General features: G+C 62.0%; 14 protein-coding genes (1 of these 14 only partly in view). 9 read left to right on the forward strand and 5 right to left on the reverse strand.

The genetic code is table 11. The annotated features are described in order from the left end of the window. Positions 1–302 precede the first annotated feature (302 nt). The 3 genes from MSIL_RS08955 to serA all read left to right on the forward strand — a co-directional run bounded on the left by MSIL_RS08955 (position 303) and on the right by serA (position 7,330). Positions 303–4,208 (forward strand): G8 domain-containing protein, encoded by a 3,906-nt coding sequence (locus MSIL_RS08955; RefSeq protein WP_049768132.1) that lies wholly within the window; start codon positions 303–305, stop codon positions 4,206–4,208. A gap of 267 nt (positions 4,209–4,475) precedes the next feature. After that, positions 4,476–5,648: a phosphoserine transaminase gene (locus MSIL_RS08960; protein WP_012590775.1), complete on the forward strand. Its 1,173-nt coding sequence runs from the start codon at positions 4,476–4,478 to the stop codon at positions 5,646–5,648. Positions 5,649–5,734: 86 nt separating this feature from the next. Further along, the gene (serA, locus tag MSIL_RS08965; protein ID WP_012590776.1) at positions 5,735–7,330 is read left to right on the forward strand and encodes a phosphoglycerate dehydrogenase; all 1,596 of its coding nucleotides are present in this window, start codon (positions 5,735–5,737) and stop codon (positions 7,328–7,330) included. A 66-nt stretch (positions 7,331–7,396) separates the two neighbouring features. Here the strand turns inward: serA and MSIL_RS08970 are convergent, their stop codons facing one another. Both MSIL_RS08970 and MSIL_RS08975 read right to left on the reverse strand, forming a co-directional pair. Further along, entirely contained in the window at positions 7,397–8,257 is an 861-nt protein-coding gene (locus MSIL_RS08970) for an aldose 1-epimerase family protein (protein WP_012590777.1), read from the reverse strand. Between the two features lie 60 nt (positions 8,258–8,317). Continuing rightward, on the reverse strand, positions 8,318–9,283 hold the full coding sequence (locus tag MSIL_RS08975; RefSeq protein WP_012590778.1) for a LysR family transcriptional regulator: 966 nt from the start codon (positions 9,281–9,283) through the stop codon (positions 8,318–8,320). Positions 9,284–9,363: 80 nt separating this feature from the next. Between MSIL_RS08975 and MSIL_RS08980 the strand changes: the two genes are divergently transcribed. The 5 genes from MSIL_RS08980 (at position 9,364) to MSIL_RS08995 (ending at position 11,329) form a co-directional block, all read left to right on the forward strand. After that, entirely contained in the window at positions 9,364–9,702 is a 339-nt protein-coding gene (locus MSIL_RS08980; protein ID WP_012590779.1) for a hypothetical protein, read from the forward strand. A gap of 208 nt (positions 9,703–9,910) precedes the next feature. Then, the gene (locus MSIL_RS08985) at positions 9,911–10,336 is read left to right on the forward strand and encodes an ArsC/Spx/MgsR family protein (RefSeq protein WP_012590780.1); all 426 of its coding nucleotides are present in this window, start codon (positions 9,911–9,913) and stop codon (positions 10,334–10,336) included. A 72-nt stretch (positions 10,337–10,408) separates the two neighbouring features. Next, entirely contained in the window at positions 10,409–10,717 is a 309-nt protein-coding gene (locus MSIL_RS08990; protein ID WP_012590781.1) for a DUF6156 family protein, read from the forward strand. A gap of 28 nt (positions 10,718–10,745) precedes the next feature. Beyond that, positions 10,746–10,913 carry a hypothetical protein gene (locus MSIL_RS21660; RefSeq protein WP_012590782.1) on the forward strand — a complete coding sequence of 56 codons (168 nt, stop codon included), beginning with the start codon at positions 10,746–10,748 and terminating at the stop codon, positions 10,911–10,913. A gap of 2 nt (positions 10,914–10,915) precedes the next feature. After that, positions 10,916–11,329 (forward strand): group II truncated hemoglobin, encoded by a 414-nt coding sequence (locus MSIL_RS08995; protein WP_012590783.1) that lies wholly within the window; start codon positions 10,916–10,918, stop codon positions 11,327–11,329. Positions 11,330–11,332: 3 nt separating this feature from the next. Here MSIL_RS08995 and MSIL_RS09000 read toward each other — a convergent pair whose 3' ends face one another. Both MSIL_RS09000 and MSIL_RS09005 read right to left on the reverse strand, forming a co-directional pair. Beyond that, positions 11,333–12,433 carry an AbrB family transcriptional regulator gene (locus MSIL_RS09000; RefSeq protein WP_012590784.1) on the reverse strand — a complete coding sequence of 367 codons (1,101 nt, stop codon included), beginning with the start codon at positions 12,431–12,433 and terminating at the stop codon, positions 11,333–11,335. A 1-nt stretch (position 12,434) separates the two neighbouring features. Next, entirely contained in the window at positions 12,435–13,004 is a 570-nt protein-coding gene (locus MSIL_RS09005; RefSeq protein WP_012590785.1) for a hydrolase, read from the reverse strand. 107 nt (positions 13,005–13,111) lie between these two features. On the opposite strand from MSIL_RS09005, the gene MSIL_RS09010 reads away from it, so the two are divergent. Next, on the forward strand, positions 13,112–13,723 hold the full coding sequence (locus MSIL_RS09010; RefSeq protein ID WP_012590786.1) for a TetR/AcrR family transcriptional regulator: 612 nt from the start codon (positions 13,112–13,114) through the stop codon (positions 13,721–13,723). 65 nt (positions 13,724–13,788) lie between these two features. On the opposite strand, the gene MSIL_RS09015 is transcribed toward MSIL_RS09010, so the two are convergent. After that, a protein-coding gene (locus tag MSIL_RS09015) for an AAA family ATPase (RefSeq protein WP_012590787.1) crosses the window boundary here: on the reverse strand, positions 13,789–15,057 show its 3' portion. 444 nt of this gene lie beyond the right edge of the window; only the last 1,269 of its 1,713 coding nucleotides appear in the window; its start codon lies beyond the right edge, outside the window — the gene reads right to left on this strand; its stop codon occupies positions 13,789–13,791.

Genomic DNA, 15,057 nt, shown 5'->3' on the forward strand with positions numbered 1-15,057 from the left:
GTTGGTTCAATGGCAACGATGGACGACTGAATCAAAGCGCGGCGGAACAAGCGCTGCAACCCTCGACTGTATCCTCCGGATGGTTTCTTAGGGTGTGCAACATGTCAACGTCACGTTCTATGCCGGCGGCCCGCTTCGCTGCCGCACAAGTAATTAATCCGTTGTGCGATGCTCGCAATAGCCTATCGGGGCCTTGACGTTTTTGAATTCTCGGGTTTCTCATCGGCTAAATCTTAGGGGGAAGCATGATGTGTATTCTTGCGGCTGAACGGCGTCATGGTCGCTCCCTGATCAAATCCACGATGCTAGCTGTCATCGCAGCGCTTCTCGGCGCGTTTGTCGCAGCCGGCCCGGCGCGCGCGCAGTCGCCGGAATGCCCAGGCGGAACGCTCCCTCTCGGCTCTGGCCAGAGCATCGAAATCAGCCACGAATGTCACGCCGGTAGCGGGACCTACAATTACAATCAGATTAACATCACCAACGGCGGAAGCCTGATTTTCGACGAAGGAGCCAATACCCTCAAGATCGCAATCGATTTCTGGGCGAGTTCGATCCTTATTGAAAACGGAGGCAAACTGATCGCCGGAAGCGTCACCGACCCTTTTGGAACGCGCGGCGGCCGCCTCACCATCCATCTCTACGGCGCCATGCCTGCGGATTTGCACGGCAAAGGGATCACATGCAAATCGCCCAAAGCCGACAATGGCGCGCCCTGCGGCATTGACAAAGATATCTGGGCCAGCAACGGGGCCAGCGAGCAAAGCCTGCCCGGCGGCGTGACGGATCGCTTCTATAAATATGACCCCCTGCCGTTTGACGACGGAGCGGACGGCGACGGAAACGTCGGCTTTTTCGGCGCCAAGGTGCTGGCCGTTTCCTACGGCGGAACGCTGCAGCTGTTCGGCAAGAAGGGCGCAATCTACGGCGCCGAGCCGGCCCCGAAAAACTCCGGGACAAGCTGGGTCAGGTTGAAGGGAACCATTCTTGGAGGAAAGAACGACCACACGCTCGTCGTCTCAAGCCCGGTCGACTGGGAAGATGGCGACCATTTTGTCGTCACGACCACCGACTATCTGGCCAATCACTCCGAGGAAATGGTCATTGAGGATATCGACAAGAGCGGCGAAAAAATAAAATTTGACGCTCTCTGCCCCACCGGACAGAAGTGCGACAATTCTGGCGCGAAATGGACGCACAACGGAGAGCAATATTCGCTCGCCAGTATTCCCGCCCGCCTGATGTTCACCAAGAAGGCTGCGGAAACCAGGGCCGCGGTCGCTTTGCTGACGCGCAGCATCCAAATCGTCTCGGGAGGCGCGGCCTTCGGCAAATGCTTTGCGCCCTGCGACACCGATCCGGCCGATATCTATAATTCCTTCGGCGGCCAGGTCATCGCGCGGGCGGGATTTGCGGCGTTCAACGTTCAGGGCGTCGAGTTTCGCCAACTCGGACAGGGAGGACGGATTGGCCACTATCCTGTTCATTTCCATATGGCGCGGAAGACGCCGGCCGGCACCTTCCTGAAGGATTCCTCCATCAATGAATCGATGACCCGCTGGGTCACCGTTCATGGCACGCAAAACGTGCTGCTCGCGCGCAACGTCGGCTATCTTTCGATCGGCCACGGCTTCTATCTCGAGGACGCCGTCGAAACCGATAATAAATTATACTCGAACATCGGCATTTTCGCCCGCGCGGCGATTAAGAATGCTCAAAACCCGCGCAATATTCCGGGCATTCTCTCGTCCCCGGATTTTGTTCCGATCCCCAAATATATGGGCGACGTGACCACGCCGTCCGTTTTCTGGATTACCAACGGCTGGAACGACTTTCAGGGCAATATGGCCGCCGGGGCGGCGCTCTGCGGCGTCTGCTATTGGCAGGCTCCGGCGCAGATCTGCGGCGGCTCCCTGAAAATGACCTGGGATTCCTATGCCGGGACGCAGTCCGCGACGCGCGTCGGCACCAGCCCTCTCATGAATTTCGACGGCAACTTCTGTACGTCGGCGATGACCTCTTTCCAGACAGTCGGCTATACTGAGGCTTGCGTCGGCGTCGGACCGACTGACACGCCCAGCACCCCCGCGGTTCCGGTCCCGAATCCCCTCGCTCCAAGCACTGGCGCAGTCGCTCCCCCGAACTGTGGGGCCGGAACCAAATGGCCGATCTGTGCGGGCGATTATTATCCCAACCTCGATCAGGGCCAGTTGGGCCACGGCTCCAAATGCCCCGCTACCGGCCCCTGCAACCAAGAGACAGCGCCGATCTGCCAGGACGCTGATGAAACAAATTGCGTGCCGACGGTCATCAATGACTATACGACCAGCTTCAACTATGCGTCTTACAATTTTGCCGCCGTATGGCTGCGCACGCGTTGGCACCTCGTCAGCAACAGTTTTATATCCGATGTGCAGAATGCTGGCCTGTCCTTCATTTCGGGGGGAGACTATACGCATTCATCGGCCATCAAGGGGCTGTGGGAGCTGGCTCTGAAAACCGTCTTCGTCGGACAAACGCAACCGTCGACCAAGCCTTATGGATATGCCTCAGCATTGAGTCCGTTCAACAAGGAGACCGGGCTTACCTGCGATTATTCGGCGGATCAAACGCGCGCATGCACCTCCGTGAAGAACAGCATGGTGATGGGGCCCTTTACCGCCTTCAGCGTCGCCCAGCACATGTTCAACATCTATGATGGGCCGGCTCATCAGGATTCAAACGCCTATATCGACATCAAGAAAATCGACATTGGCCCGAAAGCCGACAAAGATTCGACCGTTTACTGGCAGGTCAGTGGCATACCCAAGGCCGTGTTGGTCGACAAAGTCAATCCGATCGCCAAAAACAGATGCTACATTCCCAATGCCGCCGTTGGTTGGAAGCAGCCGAATGGGTTTTACTACCCGCCCAACTTCCGCTCGCGCAATCTGTTTTTTGAAGACGTCGATATTCGCCATCTCGTGATCGTGCCGCAACACAATCCCAACACCTATATCACGAATCCCGCACAGACCGCCGCGCGTTACTGCACTTCGAACAGTACGACGTTCGGAGAGTTCAGCTCGGTCGACCGGCAGACCGAATTGACCGACGTTGACGGATCGTTGACCGGTTTCGCGAAAACGACGTCGGTGAATGAAGATCCATTTTTCACGGCCCCGATCGAAGGCGTCGAATGCCAGTCCGACGGCGCCGTTACGGAGGGCGGCACGGCCCGGACCAGCCCCTACGAATATCTCACCACCGTGGTGTATCCGGAGGCGACGCGCCATGTGTCTCCGCCGCCGCCTGACGCCGGATATTTGTCTTGCGGCGACACTGAATGGGACTCAGAAGCCACCAACCCACGCCAATTTGGCGTTCCCCTCTACCGCGAGTATCAGACCGGCTCGGAGTGGCTAAAAAAGGCGACGCCTGAATTCATCAGGATGGCGGGCATGAATCTCTGCCAGCGCGAGACCATGACCGTCAATAACGGGCACTACTTTTTTGATACGACCGCGAGCAAGACGACGCAGACGACGGCTCCATGGAAACCGCAAGATATTAGAAAAATTGGAAACGACCCGCCGATCAATTTTGGCGGATTGATAAGCGTCTTTAAAGCCGGTCAGACATATGACTTCTTCAATGTGTTTGCGACGGAGAAGACGGCGCAAACCTATGAGATGTATGTCGGCCCCGAGTTCGTTGTGGCCGACGGGTTCAAGAGAATCCGCGTTGACGTCAGGAACGCGCCATTTGTTATTTCTCCCGACTCGAGCAATCCCGGCAGCATCGTGCCGGCCTATGATCCGGCCACCGGCATTTTAAAGGTCACGCTCAACCTCAGCGCCTACCAAAGCGATTTCGACGGCGCCAAGAGAGGCCACTGCGTGCCGCAATCATTTTGCAGCTACGTTGGCTCGACATGCGTCGGCGCGGCCGCCCCATATCCGCCTTCGAATTTGACCAAGGCGGAGCGCGACATCACCTGCGGCTATGCCGGCAAGGACATTGACTGCCCGAATGGCGGCTGTATCGGGTTTTCGGTGAAAATGCCTCCCAAGTTCGTCGCGTCGGATCAGACGACCGCACAGGCATTGCCGGCAAAGGCGGCGAGTTGCTTTCCAAATGACGCCACCTGGAACGTGACCCCCCTTGCGGCCTTGAAGCCGCTCGCCGGCTCTTGCTTCAACGCTCCCCTGGTCAAGAATTTCTGCAAATAGCGGCCTGATCGCTATTTTGCGGCGCAAGCGCCGCCCGCGCTCAACCCGCGGGCGGTAAGTCGGCGCGGCTCGACTACGCATATAGAACTATTGTTTTGCCTCTCCCAAAATTCGATAAGGCGATGAACGGCGTTACGCGAAAGCCGACCGCCAAATGCGGATCGCGCTGGGCGGATCGCCCATGCAGGCACGAGTCGCAAATTGATGCGGACGCTAATCTGCGCGCCCATCGATGATGATCTGCGACATGATATTAGGAGGGTCAAGATGACCCATTCGGCTCCGCGGACGCGGCCCTCGCGCGCCTATTTTTCCTCAGGTCCTTGCGCAAAACGTCCGGGGTGGCGGCTGCAGGGCCTCGCCGGCGCGCTGCTTGGACGCTCGCATCGGGCCAAAGCCGGCAAGGCGAAGCTGAAACGCGCCATCGACCTGACGCGCGAGCTTTTGCAGGTTCCGGCCGATTATCGCATCGGCATTGTGCCGGGGTCCGACACCGGCGCGGTCGAAATGGCGCTTTGGTCCCTTCTCGGACAACGCGGCGTCGACGTGTTCGCCTGGGAATCCTTCGGCCAGGGATGGGTCACGGATATCGTCAAGCAGCTCAAGCTGAAGGACGCGCGGGTCTTTTCCGCAGGCTACGGCGAAATCAGCGATCTCGCCGGAGTCGATTTCGCCAATGACGTCGTCTTCGCCTGGAACGGCACCACCTCCGGCGTCCGCGTCCCCAATGCAGACTGGATCGCCGCCGACCGCGCGGGCCTGACGATCTGCGACGCCACCTCCGCCGCTTTCGCGCAGGAGCTCGACTGGACGAAGCTCGACGTCACGACCCTGTCCTGGCAAAAGGCGCTGGGCGGCGAGGCCGGCCATGGCATGATCGTGCTGTCGCCGCGCGCTGTCGCGAGGCTCGAAAGCTATGAGCCGGCGTGGCCTCTGCCAAAACTGTTTCGCCTGACCAGCGGCGGCAAACTGATCGAAGGCATTTTCGAGGGCGAAACCATCAACACGCCTTCGATGCTTTGCGTCGAGGATTATATCGACGCGCTCGAATGGGGAAAATCGATTGGAGGCCTTACCGCCCTGATCGCGCGCGCAAACGCCAATACAAAGGCGCTCGCCGATTGGGTCGCGGCGACCCCCTGGATCGATTTTCTGGCGAAAGACCCGGCGACGCGATCGAATACGAGCGTCTGCCTCAAGGTGGTCGATCCGGCGATCGCAGCGCTCGGGGCCGACGCGGAGAGCCGCTTTGCGAAATCGCTCGCGAGCCTGCTCGAAAAAGAAAACGTCGCCTTTGACATCGGCTCCTATCGCGACGCCCCGCCGGGCCTGCGCATCTGGTGCGGCGCGACGGTCGAGGCGAGCGATATAAAGGCGCTGACGCATTGGCTCGACTACGCCTTCGCCAGCGTGAAGCGCGATTTTTCCAAGGCCGCCTGACCGGATGTCCCGCACGGCTTGCGCATGAGCGCAGCAGCGCATCAAGGCGCTGCGCGCTTCAAGCATTTTGAGGATTGGAGAATTTCATGCCTCGGCGCGTTTTGATCTCGGACGCCCTTTCGCCGGCCGCCGTCGCCATCTTCAAGGACCGCGGCGTCGAAGTCGATTTTCAACCGGCCCTTGGCAAGGACAAGGAAAAGCTCGCGGCGATCATCAAGGATTTCGACGGTCTGGCGATCCGCTCTGCGACCAAGGTCACCGCCGAGATCCTCGAAAATGCGAGCCGGTTGAAGGTCATCGGCCGCGCCGGCATCGGCGTCGACAATGTCGACATACCGGCCGCGACCGCCAAAGGCGTGATCGTCATGAACACGCCTTTCGGCAATTCGATCACCACCGCCGAACATGCGATCGCGCTGATGTTCGCGCTGGCGCGCCAGATTCCGGCGGCGGACGCCTCGACCCAGGCGGGCAAATGGGAGAAGAACCGCTTCATGGGCCTTGAGATCACCGGCAAGGTGATGGGCGTCATCGGCTGCGGCAATATTGGCGCGATCGTCGCCTCACGCGCGATCGGCCTGCATATGCATGTCATCGCCTACGACCCGTTTCTCTCGCCGGAAAAGGCGCGCGACCTCGACGTTGAAAAGGTCGATCTCGACGATCTTCTGGCGCGCGCCGACGTCATCACCCTGCACACGCCGCTGACGCCGCAGACCAAGCATATTTTATCCGCCGAAAGCCTCGCCAAGACCAAAAAAGGCGTGCGCATCATCAATTGCGCGCGCGGCGGCCTTGTCGACGAAGCGGCCTTGCGCGCGCTGCTCGATTCCGGCCACGTCGGCGGCGCGGCCTTCGACGTCTTCGTCAAGGAGCCGGCGACCGAAAATCCGCTGTTCGGCCATCCGAATGTCGTCTGCACGCCCCATCTCGGCGCCTCGACCAATGAGGCGCAGGAAAACGTCGCTTTGCAGATCGCCGAGCAGATGTCGGATTATCTGACCCGCGGCGCGATTTCGAACGCCGTCAATTTTCCGTCGATCAGCGCGGAGGAGGCGCCGAAGCTGAGGCCCTTCATCGCTCTGGCCGACCACCTCGGCTCTTTTGGCGGCCAGACGGTCGACAGCGGCGTCAAGAAGGTCACGATCATCTATGAGGGCGCCGTCGCGCAATTGAAGACAAAGGCGCTGACCGCCTCCGTCGTCGCCGGTCTCTTGCGCCCGCTGCTCGCCGACGTCAGCGTCGTTTCCGCGCCAGCCGTCGCCAAGGAGCGCGGCGTCGTGGTCGATGAAGTCATCCGCGCCTCCGACGGCGATTATGAGTCGCTGATCACGCTGATCGTCGAGACCGAGACGCATGAGCGCCGCATCAGCGGCACGGTGTTCCACGCCGGCAAGCCGCGCATTATTTCGGTCAATGGCATCGAGGTCGACGCGGTCGTCGCGCCCGTGATGATCTATGTCAGCAATGACGACAAGCCGGGCTTCGTCGGCCGCTTCACCAGCATTCTCGGCGCGGCAGGGCTGAATATCGCGACCTTTGCCCTCGGCCGCGACCGCGAAGGCGGCTCGGCGGTCGCGCTTATCGCGGTCGACGGCGCGGTGCCCGATGAGGTCCTCGCCGACATCCGCGCGGCGCCCGGCGTCAGGGAAGTCAAGGCGCTGCATTTCACGCCTGCTTAAGCATCGTCAAACCGCGTTACGCGTCGCGGAATGTCGCAAAGCTCGCCAACGGCTCGCCGCCCGCGCTTAAATTGCTCTGATGCGCATTTCAGCCGAGCGCGTCTCGCCCGGAGCGATCAGCGCGAGGCCGGGCTTGGTCTCGAAGGGGCCTTCGAAGCCGATCGGGCTCGCCGCGCCGAGCCAGGGCTCGACGCACAAAAACCGCGCGCCCGGCTTCATCCAGATCCCGAGTTCGCGAAAGCCGTCCCATTCGACCTCAACGCCTGGCCCCTGCGGCGCGGCGAAGCGCACCGACCGGCTCGCGACGCGATCAAGGATGATCGCGTCCGCCTCGAACAGATTTTCACGCAACGCCAAGCGCTTTCCCTCGATCGGCGTCGCAAATTCGTCCGGCGTCATCAGGCCGCCGGCAAGCCGCCGGATCGGCGCGGGCTCTTCCTGCGAAAAAATCAGCGCGTAATCCTCTTGAGCGATGTCCGGCCTCAGCGGCCAGTTGAACGCCGGATGCGCGCCGAAAGAGGCCGGCAGAGTTTCCGCGCCGGTATTGACGACGGCAAAACCCACGTGAAGCACGCCCGCGGCCAGCCGATAGGACAGCTCGAGCCGAAACGGAAACGGATATTTCGCGCGCGTCTCTTCGTCATCGACAAGCTGGAGGCTGCAACTGTCGGCGCCGCGCTCGATCCAGCTGAAGGCGCGGTCGCGCGCAAAGCCATGCTGCGTCATGCGGTAGCTCTTGCCGCCATGATTGAGCAGATCGTCGTTCAGCCGTCCGACGATCGGAAACAGCACCGGCGCATGACGCGGCCAGGCAGGGCCAGCCTGCCAGATATATTCGGTTCGCTCCGCGTCGGTCAGCGAGGTCAGCTCGGCGCCAGCCGCCTTGATGACGGCGCGCAGCCGCCCATCCGTAATTTCATGCTCCACGTCGGCTTCTCCGTTGCGATGCGCCGCCACAATAGCGTCGACGCCGCAGCCGCGAAATCGTCATGCCGACGCGCGCCGAGCCGGCCCCGCAAATTGATCGGGCGTGGCGAAAAGCTTCGTCACCACGCCGCGCAGCCAGACATGCGCCGGATCGCGATCATAGGAGGCGTGCCAGAGCAGGGAGATCGTCACTTCGGGCAAATCCACCGGAGGCGGGCTGAGGCTGAGGCCGAGCAGCGCGGCGAAATAGCGCGCCAGCCGCGCATGCATGGTGGTGATGACCGGCGCCCCGCGCACAAGAAAGGGCACGGCGGCGAAGCGCGGCGTCGTCAGCGCGACCATGCGATGGAGGCCAAGCGCCTCAAGAGCGTCGTCGACGACGCCGCGCTCGCCCTTGCGCAGGCTCGTCAGCACATGCGGCAGGCGGACATAATCCTCAAGCGAGATCGGCGGCTGCAGCCCGATCCGCTCGGCGTTAAACATGCAAAGATAGCTGTCCGTCGCCAATAGCCGCCGTTTGTGATGGACCTGTCCGTCCACAAAGGTTCCAAAACCGATGGCGAGGTCGAGCCGATCCGCGTCGAGATCGTCGAGCACCTTCAGGGAATCGATCGAAAAGAGACGAAGCCGCACATGCGGCGCAACCTCGCAGAGATGCGCCAGCAGCGTCGGCGCGCGCAAGGCTTCGGTGCTGTCCGGCAGCCCGAGCCGGAAAATCCGCTCCGACGTCGCCGGATTGAAGACCTCATTGCGAATGACCAAAGCCTCGATCTGATCGAGCGCCGCGCGCAAAGGCTCGATCAGGCTGAGGGCGCGTGGCGTGAGCCGCATGCCATGCGGGCTGCGGGTCATGAGCTCGTCCGAAAACAGCGCGCGAAGACGCGACAGATTATGGCTCATCGCCGACTGCTTCAGGCCAATCCGCGCCGCTGCGCGAGTGACGCTGCGCTCGGTCAGCAGCGCGTCGAGCGCCACCAGCAAATTGAGGTCGATCCCAGCAAGATTATTTTTATCAATGACTATCATGCAGCTCATCGGTTTGACTAATGATGGCACGAGGATCATCTCTGCTGCAACGGCGATAACGCCAAGCAATGGAGTTGATCATGAAAATTCGTAATATCCTTCTCGCGGCGGCTGCGGCGCTGACCGTCATCGGCTCAGCGCAGGCCGCCGAAGTGGCCCCCATGCGCGGCCACGCCATCGACCTCGGGGACCTCTCGGGCACGGCCTATTATACGGTTGAGAACGGCGCCTTCCATGTCGTCGCCACGATCGCTCCCGAGGGCGAGCATACGTTGCCGGTCCGGTTCGAAACCACGCTCGCGCCGGGGCAGAGCGTCGTGCTCTCGACCCCGCATGAGCTCGGCTTCGCGGCTGAGGCGGTGGAGATCGTCCGTCTCAACGACGCGGTCATCATGCACAAGTCGCCAGCGACCAATTAAGGCCTGCTGGTGTCGAAGTCGGTCCGGGCGGCGGCGGGGCCCCTCGCCGCCCGGACGCAGTAACCCCCAGGACGACGGAACAGAACTTGCTGTTCCAGGCGTAAGGGGATGCAAAACATTCTGAGCGTCCCAACGAACGGCGATTTTGTCTGATTTGTCCGGTAGCGGACATCTCGGCGTCAGAAAAGCGCGCGGCGGAGGGTTTTGCATGACGAACGTCATTTTTTATGAAAAGCCCGGCTGCGCCAATAACACGAAGCAAAAACGCCTGCTCGAGGACGCCGGCCATAGCCTCAGCGTGCGCAATCTGTTGACGGAGCCATGGACCTCCGAACGGCTTCTCGGCTTCTTTGGCGACAAGCCGGTTGCGGAATGGTTCAACAAGGCGGCGCCGCGCGTCAAATCCGGCGAAGTCAACCCGCAGGGTCTCGACGCCGGCGCGGCCATCGCGCTGATGCTCGCCGAACCGCTGCTGATCCGCCGTCCGCTGATGGAGGCTGACGGCGCCCGCTCCGTCGGCTTCGACCCGGCCCATGTCGACGCATGGATCGGCCTCGGACCCAAAACTGCCGACGCCGATCTCGAGACCTGCCGCCGCGAAGCGGCGAAAGCCAAGGCGCCCGCCCTGGATTGACCGGCGTCCTTCCCGCTGAGAGGCGCGGCCTGTGCAAGACGAACCTCTTCCTTCCTTCTGACGAGCTTTGCAATGACGCCCCAGACGAAACAGGATTGCCGGTACTTCTTGTCCTACAGCGGCGTCAAACTGCCGATCAATCTCGTCAGCCCACTCGACCCCGAAGCGCTGGCCAATCGCAACACCTATATCCGCGCCTGGTTCGACGCGCGGGAGCGGCTGATCCGCTTCGAAAAGCTCGTTTACGGCGAGATCGAGCTCGTCCACTGCTACGACTATGACGATGACGGCGTGTTGCGCCGGGCCGCAATCACCATGCTGGACGAGGAGCCGGTTTACGTCTCGTTCGATCAAGCCTCGTCCGACGCGCCCGCGGCCTGAAGTCCGCCAGTCTCACAAGGAGAGCCGCGTGACGGTCGCCGAATTGCTCGAAGAGCTCGCCAAATTGCCGAAGGACGCCGTGGTGCTGATGGACAATGGCGGCGGCCTATCGCTCGTCGCCGGCGTCGATTTCGTCGCCGATCAGGGACCGGGCGCGCCGGCGGAAGTCATTTTGTTGCCCAGCATGGACGAATAAAGATGATGCTGGCGGGCCAAGCGGAGGCGACGGAGCCGATGTTCGCGCGCATCGGCGGCGCGATCGCGGTCGACCGGCTTGTCGAAGCCTTCTACCGGCGCATGGACAACGAGCCTTCCGCCAAAGCGCTTCGCGCCATGCATGGCGAGGATCTCGGCCCGACCCGGCAATTGTTGAAAAGATATTTGCTGGAATGGATGGGCGGCCCGAAACTCTATACGGCGGAACGCGGCCAGCCACGGCTCCGCGAGCGGCATCTTTCCTTTCCGATCGGCGCCCCGGAGCGCGACGCATGGCTCTTTTGCATGCGCGGCGCGCTTGAGGAGACGATCGAGGCGCCGGACCTTCGCGCCGACATCGACGCCGCGCTGACAAAACTCGCCTTCTGGATGCGAAATCAAGCGGACGAAGTGTAGTTTTCAGGATGTCTTCGCGCCCGCGCCGCTTCGCTTCGCGACAAACCGGGCGATCGCTGGCCCGAAGAGCAGCACGACCAGAATCCGCGCCATCTGCATCGCCATGACGAATGGAACATCGACCTTGCTCGACGCCGCAATGATTGCAATCGAATCCCCGCCGCCGGGACTGGTGGCCAGATAGGCTGTCAATGGATCGATCCCTCCGACAGTCGCCAGAATTGCGGCAAACCCGCCGCAGATGGCGATCAAAGCGAGAATGGAGACGAGGACTCGCGGCAGCGCGCGCGCCGCATAGGCGATAATCGCGGGCGTGAAGCGCAGACCAACGCTCCAGCCGACGACGCAATAGCACGCAGCCAGCAACCATGGCGGCAGAAAAATCGTCATCCAGCCGCCCGATTGCAGAGTGACGCCGATCGCCAACGGCAGCAGCAGCGGACCGGCAGGAATGTGCAAGCGCTTGCCGGCCAAAGCGCCGAGGGCCGCCACTGCGAGCGTTTCGGCGAAGGAGGTCCACGGCACCGCCGGGAACCACACAATGGCGGGATGGTGATCGAGCGGTCCCGCAACCCAGAGCCGCGAGACAAGCGAGGCGACGATGGCGACGCAGACGACGCGCAAATATTGCATGAAGGCGACAAGACGCATATCGGCGCCGTAAGCTTCGGCCATCAGGATCATCGCCGAGGCGGCGCCGGGCGCAGACCCCCAGATGGCGGCGGCGCCGGGAAGAACGCGCCAGCGCGCGAGCAGCCAGCCGAGACCGTTGGCCGCAACGACGACCGAAACAACGCCGCCGAGGAACAGCGGCCAATTGCGGAGCATCTCGCCGCCGATGGACAGCGGAAGACTCCCGGCGATCATGCAGCCGACGACAGCCTGCGCGGAAACAAAGGCCGATTGCGGCGCGCGAACGCCGCCCTCAGCTACGGTAAGAAGAATCGCCGCCAGCATCGGCCCGAGCAACAGCGCAGCCGGCAGATGAAGCGCTTCCAGCCCCACCACGAGCGCCGCAGATAGCCCAATCAGAATCGCCCATTGCGCCCCGGCGGACCGGGACGCCAGCGAAACCCGACGCGGCGACGGCGATGAGTTCGCCATCTCAGGCGGCGAAGGCGATGTCGGCCGCCTGCACGACGCGCGCGGCGCGCGGAAAAATATGCCGGATCGCGACATCATGAAGTTCGGCGGAAACGCTGGCGCAAGCGTCCTCCGCCACACAGACGTCATAGCCATATTCCCACGCTTGGCGGACGGTGGATTCCACGCCGAAATTCGTCGCCACGCCGCCAATGACCAGCGTGCGGACGCCCCGGCGCCGAAGCTGCAGATCGAGCTCCGTGCCATAAAACGCGCCCCATTGCCGCTTGGTGATGAGGATGTCGGTCGGCTCGGCAAGCCCGTCCGCAAGCGACGTCCAGTCCGGCGGAAAACCGCCTTCCGGCCGCGGCATCGGCTCGTCGACCAGGCCGGGCGGCGCATCCGCGAAATCGGCCGCGAACGCCGCCCGGACCAGGACGACGGGCGATCTGGCCGCCCGAAAACGCTCGGCAAGCATTCTACCGGCGTTCACGACGTCAGGGCCGCCGCGCGGGGCGAGCTGGCGGCTGACAATACCGGCCTGAAGATCGATCAGGACGAGGGCAGCGAAGCGGGGATCGAGAGCGATCATCGAGAAACCTTTGCGGCTGGGCGTCCGCCCGGCAGAATGAACGGGTGGATGACCTGAGACGGGCGGCGTGATATGCGAGGGAATATTCGCATATTGGATAGTTGAGGATGTCCTCGCAAAAGTCAACCGCCGCCCCGGTGGCGCCGAAACGGCAGCGCGGCAGGGATCGCGTCGCCGCAATCATGGACGCAGCGGCCATCGTGTTCGCTGAAAAAGGCTATGATTTAGCGACCATGACAGAGATCGCCGCGCAGGCCGACACGGCCATCGGCTCGCTCTACAGGTTCTTCCCGACCAAGGAAGCGCTGGCCGACGCGTTCGTCATCGGTTACGGCGCCCATTTTCTGAATGCTCTCGATGAAATCGAAGCCGAGGCGGGCCGGCTCTCACCTGCGGCGCTCGCCGGCGCTCTCATCGACGTCATGCTTGGCCTGCGAGCCGAGCGCGCTGCGGCGATCGCGCTCATCAACGCCCGCAGCAACGCCGCGGCCGAGATGCGCTCAACCTTCGGCGCCGCCGTAAGGGGAAGGATCGTCGCGATCCTCACGGCGTCCGCAGGACCCCTGCCGTCGGCCAAAGGCGAGGCCGCAGCGACATTGCTTCTGCATGTCCTGAAATCCCTGCCAGCGCTGGTCAGGGAAGATTTGAAGGAGACAGCCGACGTGCTCGGGGAGGCGCGCGCATTGGTTGGCGATTATATTTCCAGTCTCGGCCGCTAGCGCTGGATGATGGGACGAAAGCCCATCAAGAGATTACGCTTCCCGTCGCGAAAAGCTTGGGCCCGTCACGACGAGGCAAACGCCACCGCGCGGACCGAATCCAGCCCTCTAAACACCGCGCAGCGCTGAAAGACATGGATGTCCGGCGCGGTTTTTTTCTGATGGCAATATTTGGCGGCCAGCTTGGCGAGGCCCTTGATGTCGCGTCCCGAGGCGGCGGGATAGGCTCCGACTAAATCGTCGATCAGCGTGTCCGAGATTTTGAGCGCAAATTGTTCGGCCATGACGCGCCAGATGCGGCGCTTGGCGTCATCGTCCGGCGGATAATATTTGATGAGCGCAATGCAGCGTGACACGATCGCCTCATCGATATCGTCAACCCTGTTGGTGGTCAGAAACAACAGGCCATTGAAATATTCGAGCACGCGCAGAAAGACGCCGACGACCGCGTTCATGGCGATGTTGTCGTCACGCCGCTTGATGTAGACGTCGGCTTCATCGATCAGCATCACCGCGCCCCAACGCTGCGCGCGGGTCAAAATGTCCTTGAGCGCCGTCTCCATCGTCGTGACGTTGAGGCCAAGTTGTCCCGAATGCACGCGGTAGAGCGGGCGTTGGATGATTTCCGAATAGACCTCGGCGGTGAGAGTCTTGCCGACGCCGGGCGGCCCGGCGCAAAGCACGGTCGTGCCGCCCGATTTGCCCTCGACGATATCGTCCATCAGAACGTCCATTTCGGCGGTGAGGATGTCGATGAGATCCGTCTGCTCCGGCGGCAGCACCAGTTTGTTCTTCAATTCCGGCTGATAGCGATAGAGCGACATTTCATCGACATGCACCCACAGATGGTGATGCAGGTCGAGATGGAACATCAAAATGTAGGGATGCACCGGCAGGCGGGTGAAGAGACCGGCGGGCATTTTCTCGCGCAATTCGTTGATCTCGTCCTCGGCGGCGAATTGATTGCTTTTCGACGCCTTGCGCGCGAAATGGGCGAGGATGTCGCCCGGCGCCTCAAGCGTCAGGCTGCGCGCGGAGAGCACTTCCTCGTCATTGACGAGGCGCGCCGAGCCTCCGCCCGTCGAGAGCACGACGATGTCCTTGCGCGACCAGTCCGTATCGCGATGGGAGGCGTTGGGATCTTCGGCGTGAAAGCCCGTTCCGCGGCCGAGGAACTGCGCGCCATAGCACTGACGCCATTCGAAGTAGCGCTCCGCCGCCTGATCGAAAGCCGCGATCAGCTCCGGCGTCTCGCGCAAAAACCCTTTGGCGGCCAGGATTTCATTCAGCGTCCGCCCGGCAATGTCGGCGGCGGCGATACGAATTCCGCTGTT

This window comes from Methylocella silvestris BL2 (genome assembly GCF_000021745.1).
In the GTDB taxonomy this organism is placed as follows: domain Bacteria; phylum Pseudomonadota; class Alphaproteobacteria; order Rhizobiales; family Beijerinckiaceae; genus Methylocapsa; species Methylocapsa silvestris.

Bases quoted from the DNA above. Each gene is read 5' to 3' on its own strand.
- MSIL_RS08960 (WP_012590775.1), top strand. From the start codon at position 4,476: ATGACCCATTCGGCTCCGCGGACGCGGCCCTCGCGCGCCTATTTTTCC.
- serA (WP_012590776.1), top strand. From the start codon at position 5,735: ATGCCTCGGCGCGTTTTGATCTCGGACGCCCTTTCGCCGGCCGCCGTC.
- MSIL_RS08990 (WP_012590781.1), top strand. From the start codon at position 10,409: ATGACGCCCCAGACGAAACAGGATTGCCGGTACTTCTTGTCCTACAGC.
- MSIL_RS09005 (WP_012590785.1), bottom strand. From the start codon at position 13,004: ATGATCGCTCTCGATCCCCGCTTCGCTGCCCTCGTCCTGATCGATCTT.
- MSIL_RS08995 (WP_012590783.1), top strand. From the start codon at position 10,916: ATGATGCTGGCGGGCCAAGCGGAGGCGACGGAGCCGATGTTCGCGCGC.
- MSIL_RS09010 (WP_012590786.1), top strand. From the start codon at position 13,112: ATGTCCTCGCAAAAGTCAACCGCCGCCCCGGTGGCGCCGAAACGGCAG.
- MSIL_RS08980 (WP_012590779.1), top strand. From the start codon at position 9,364: ATGAAAATTCGTAATATCCTTCTCGCGGCGGCTGCGGCGCTGACCGTC.
- MSIL_RS09000 (WP_012590784.1), bottom strand. From the start codon at position 12,433: ATGGCGAACTCATCGCCGTCGCCGCGTCGGGTTTCGCTGGCGTCCCGG.
- MSIL_RS08985 (WP_012590780.1), top strand. From the start codon at position 9,911: ATGACGAACGTCATTTTTTATGAAAAGCCCGGCTGCGCCAATAACACG.
- MSIL_RS08955 (WP_049768132.1), top strand. From the start codon at position 303: ATGCTAGCTGTCATCGCAGCGCTTCTCGGCGCGTTTGTCGCAGCCGGC.
- MSIL_RS08975 (WP_012590778.1), bottom strand. From the start codon at position 9,283: ATGATAGTCATTGATAAAAATAATCTTGCTGGGATCGACCTCAATTTG.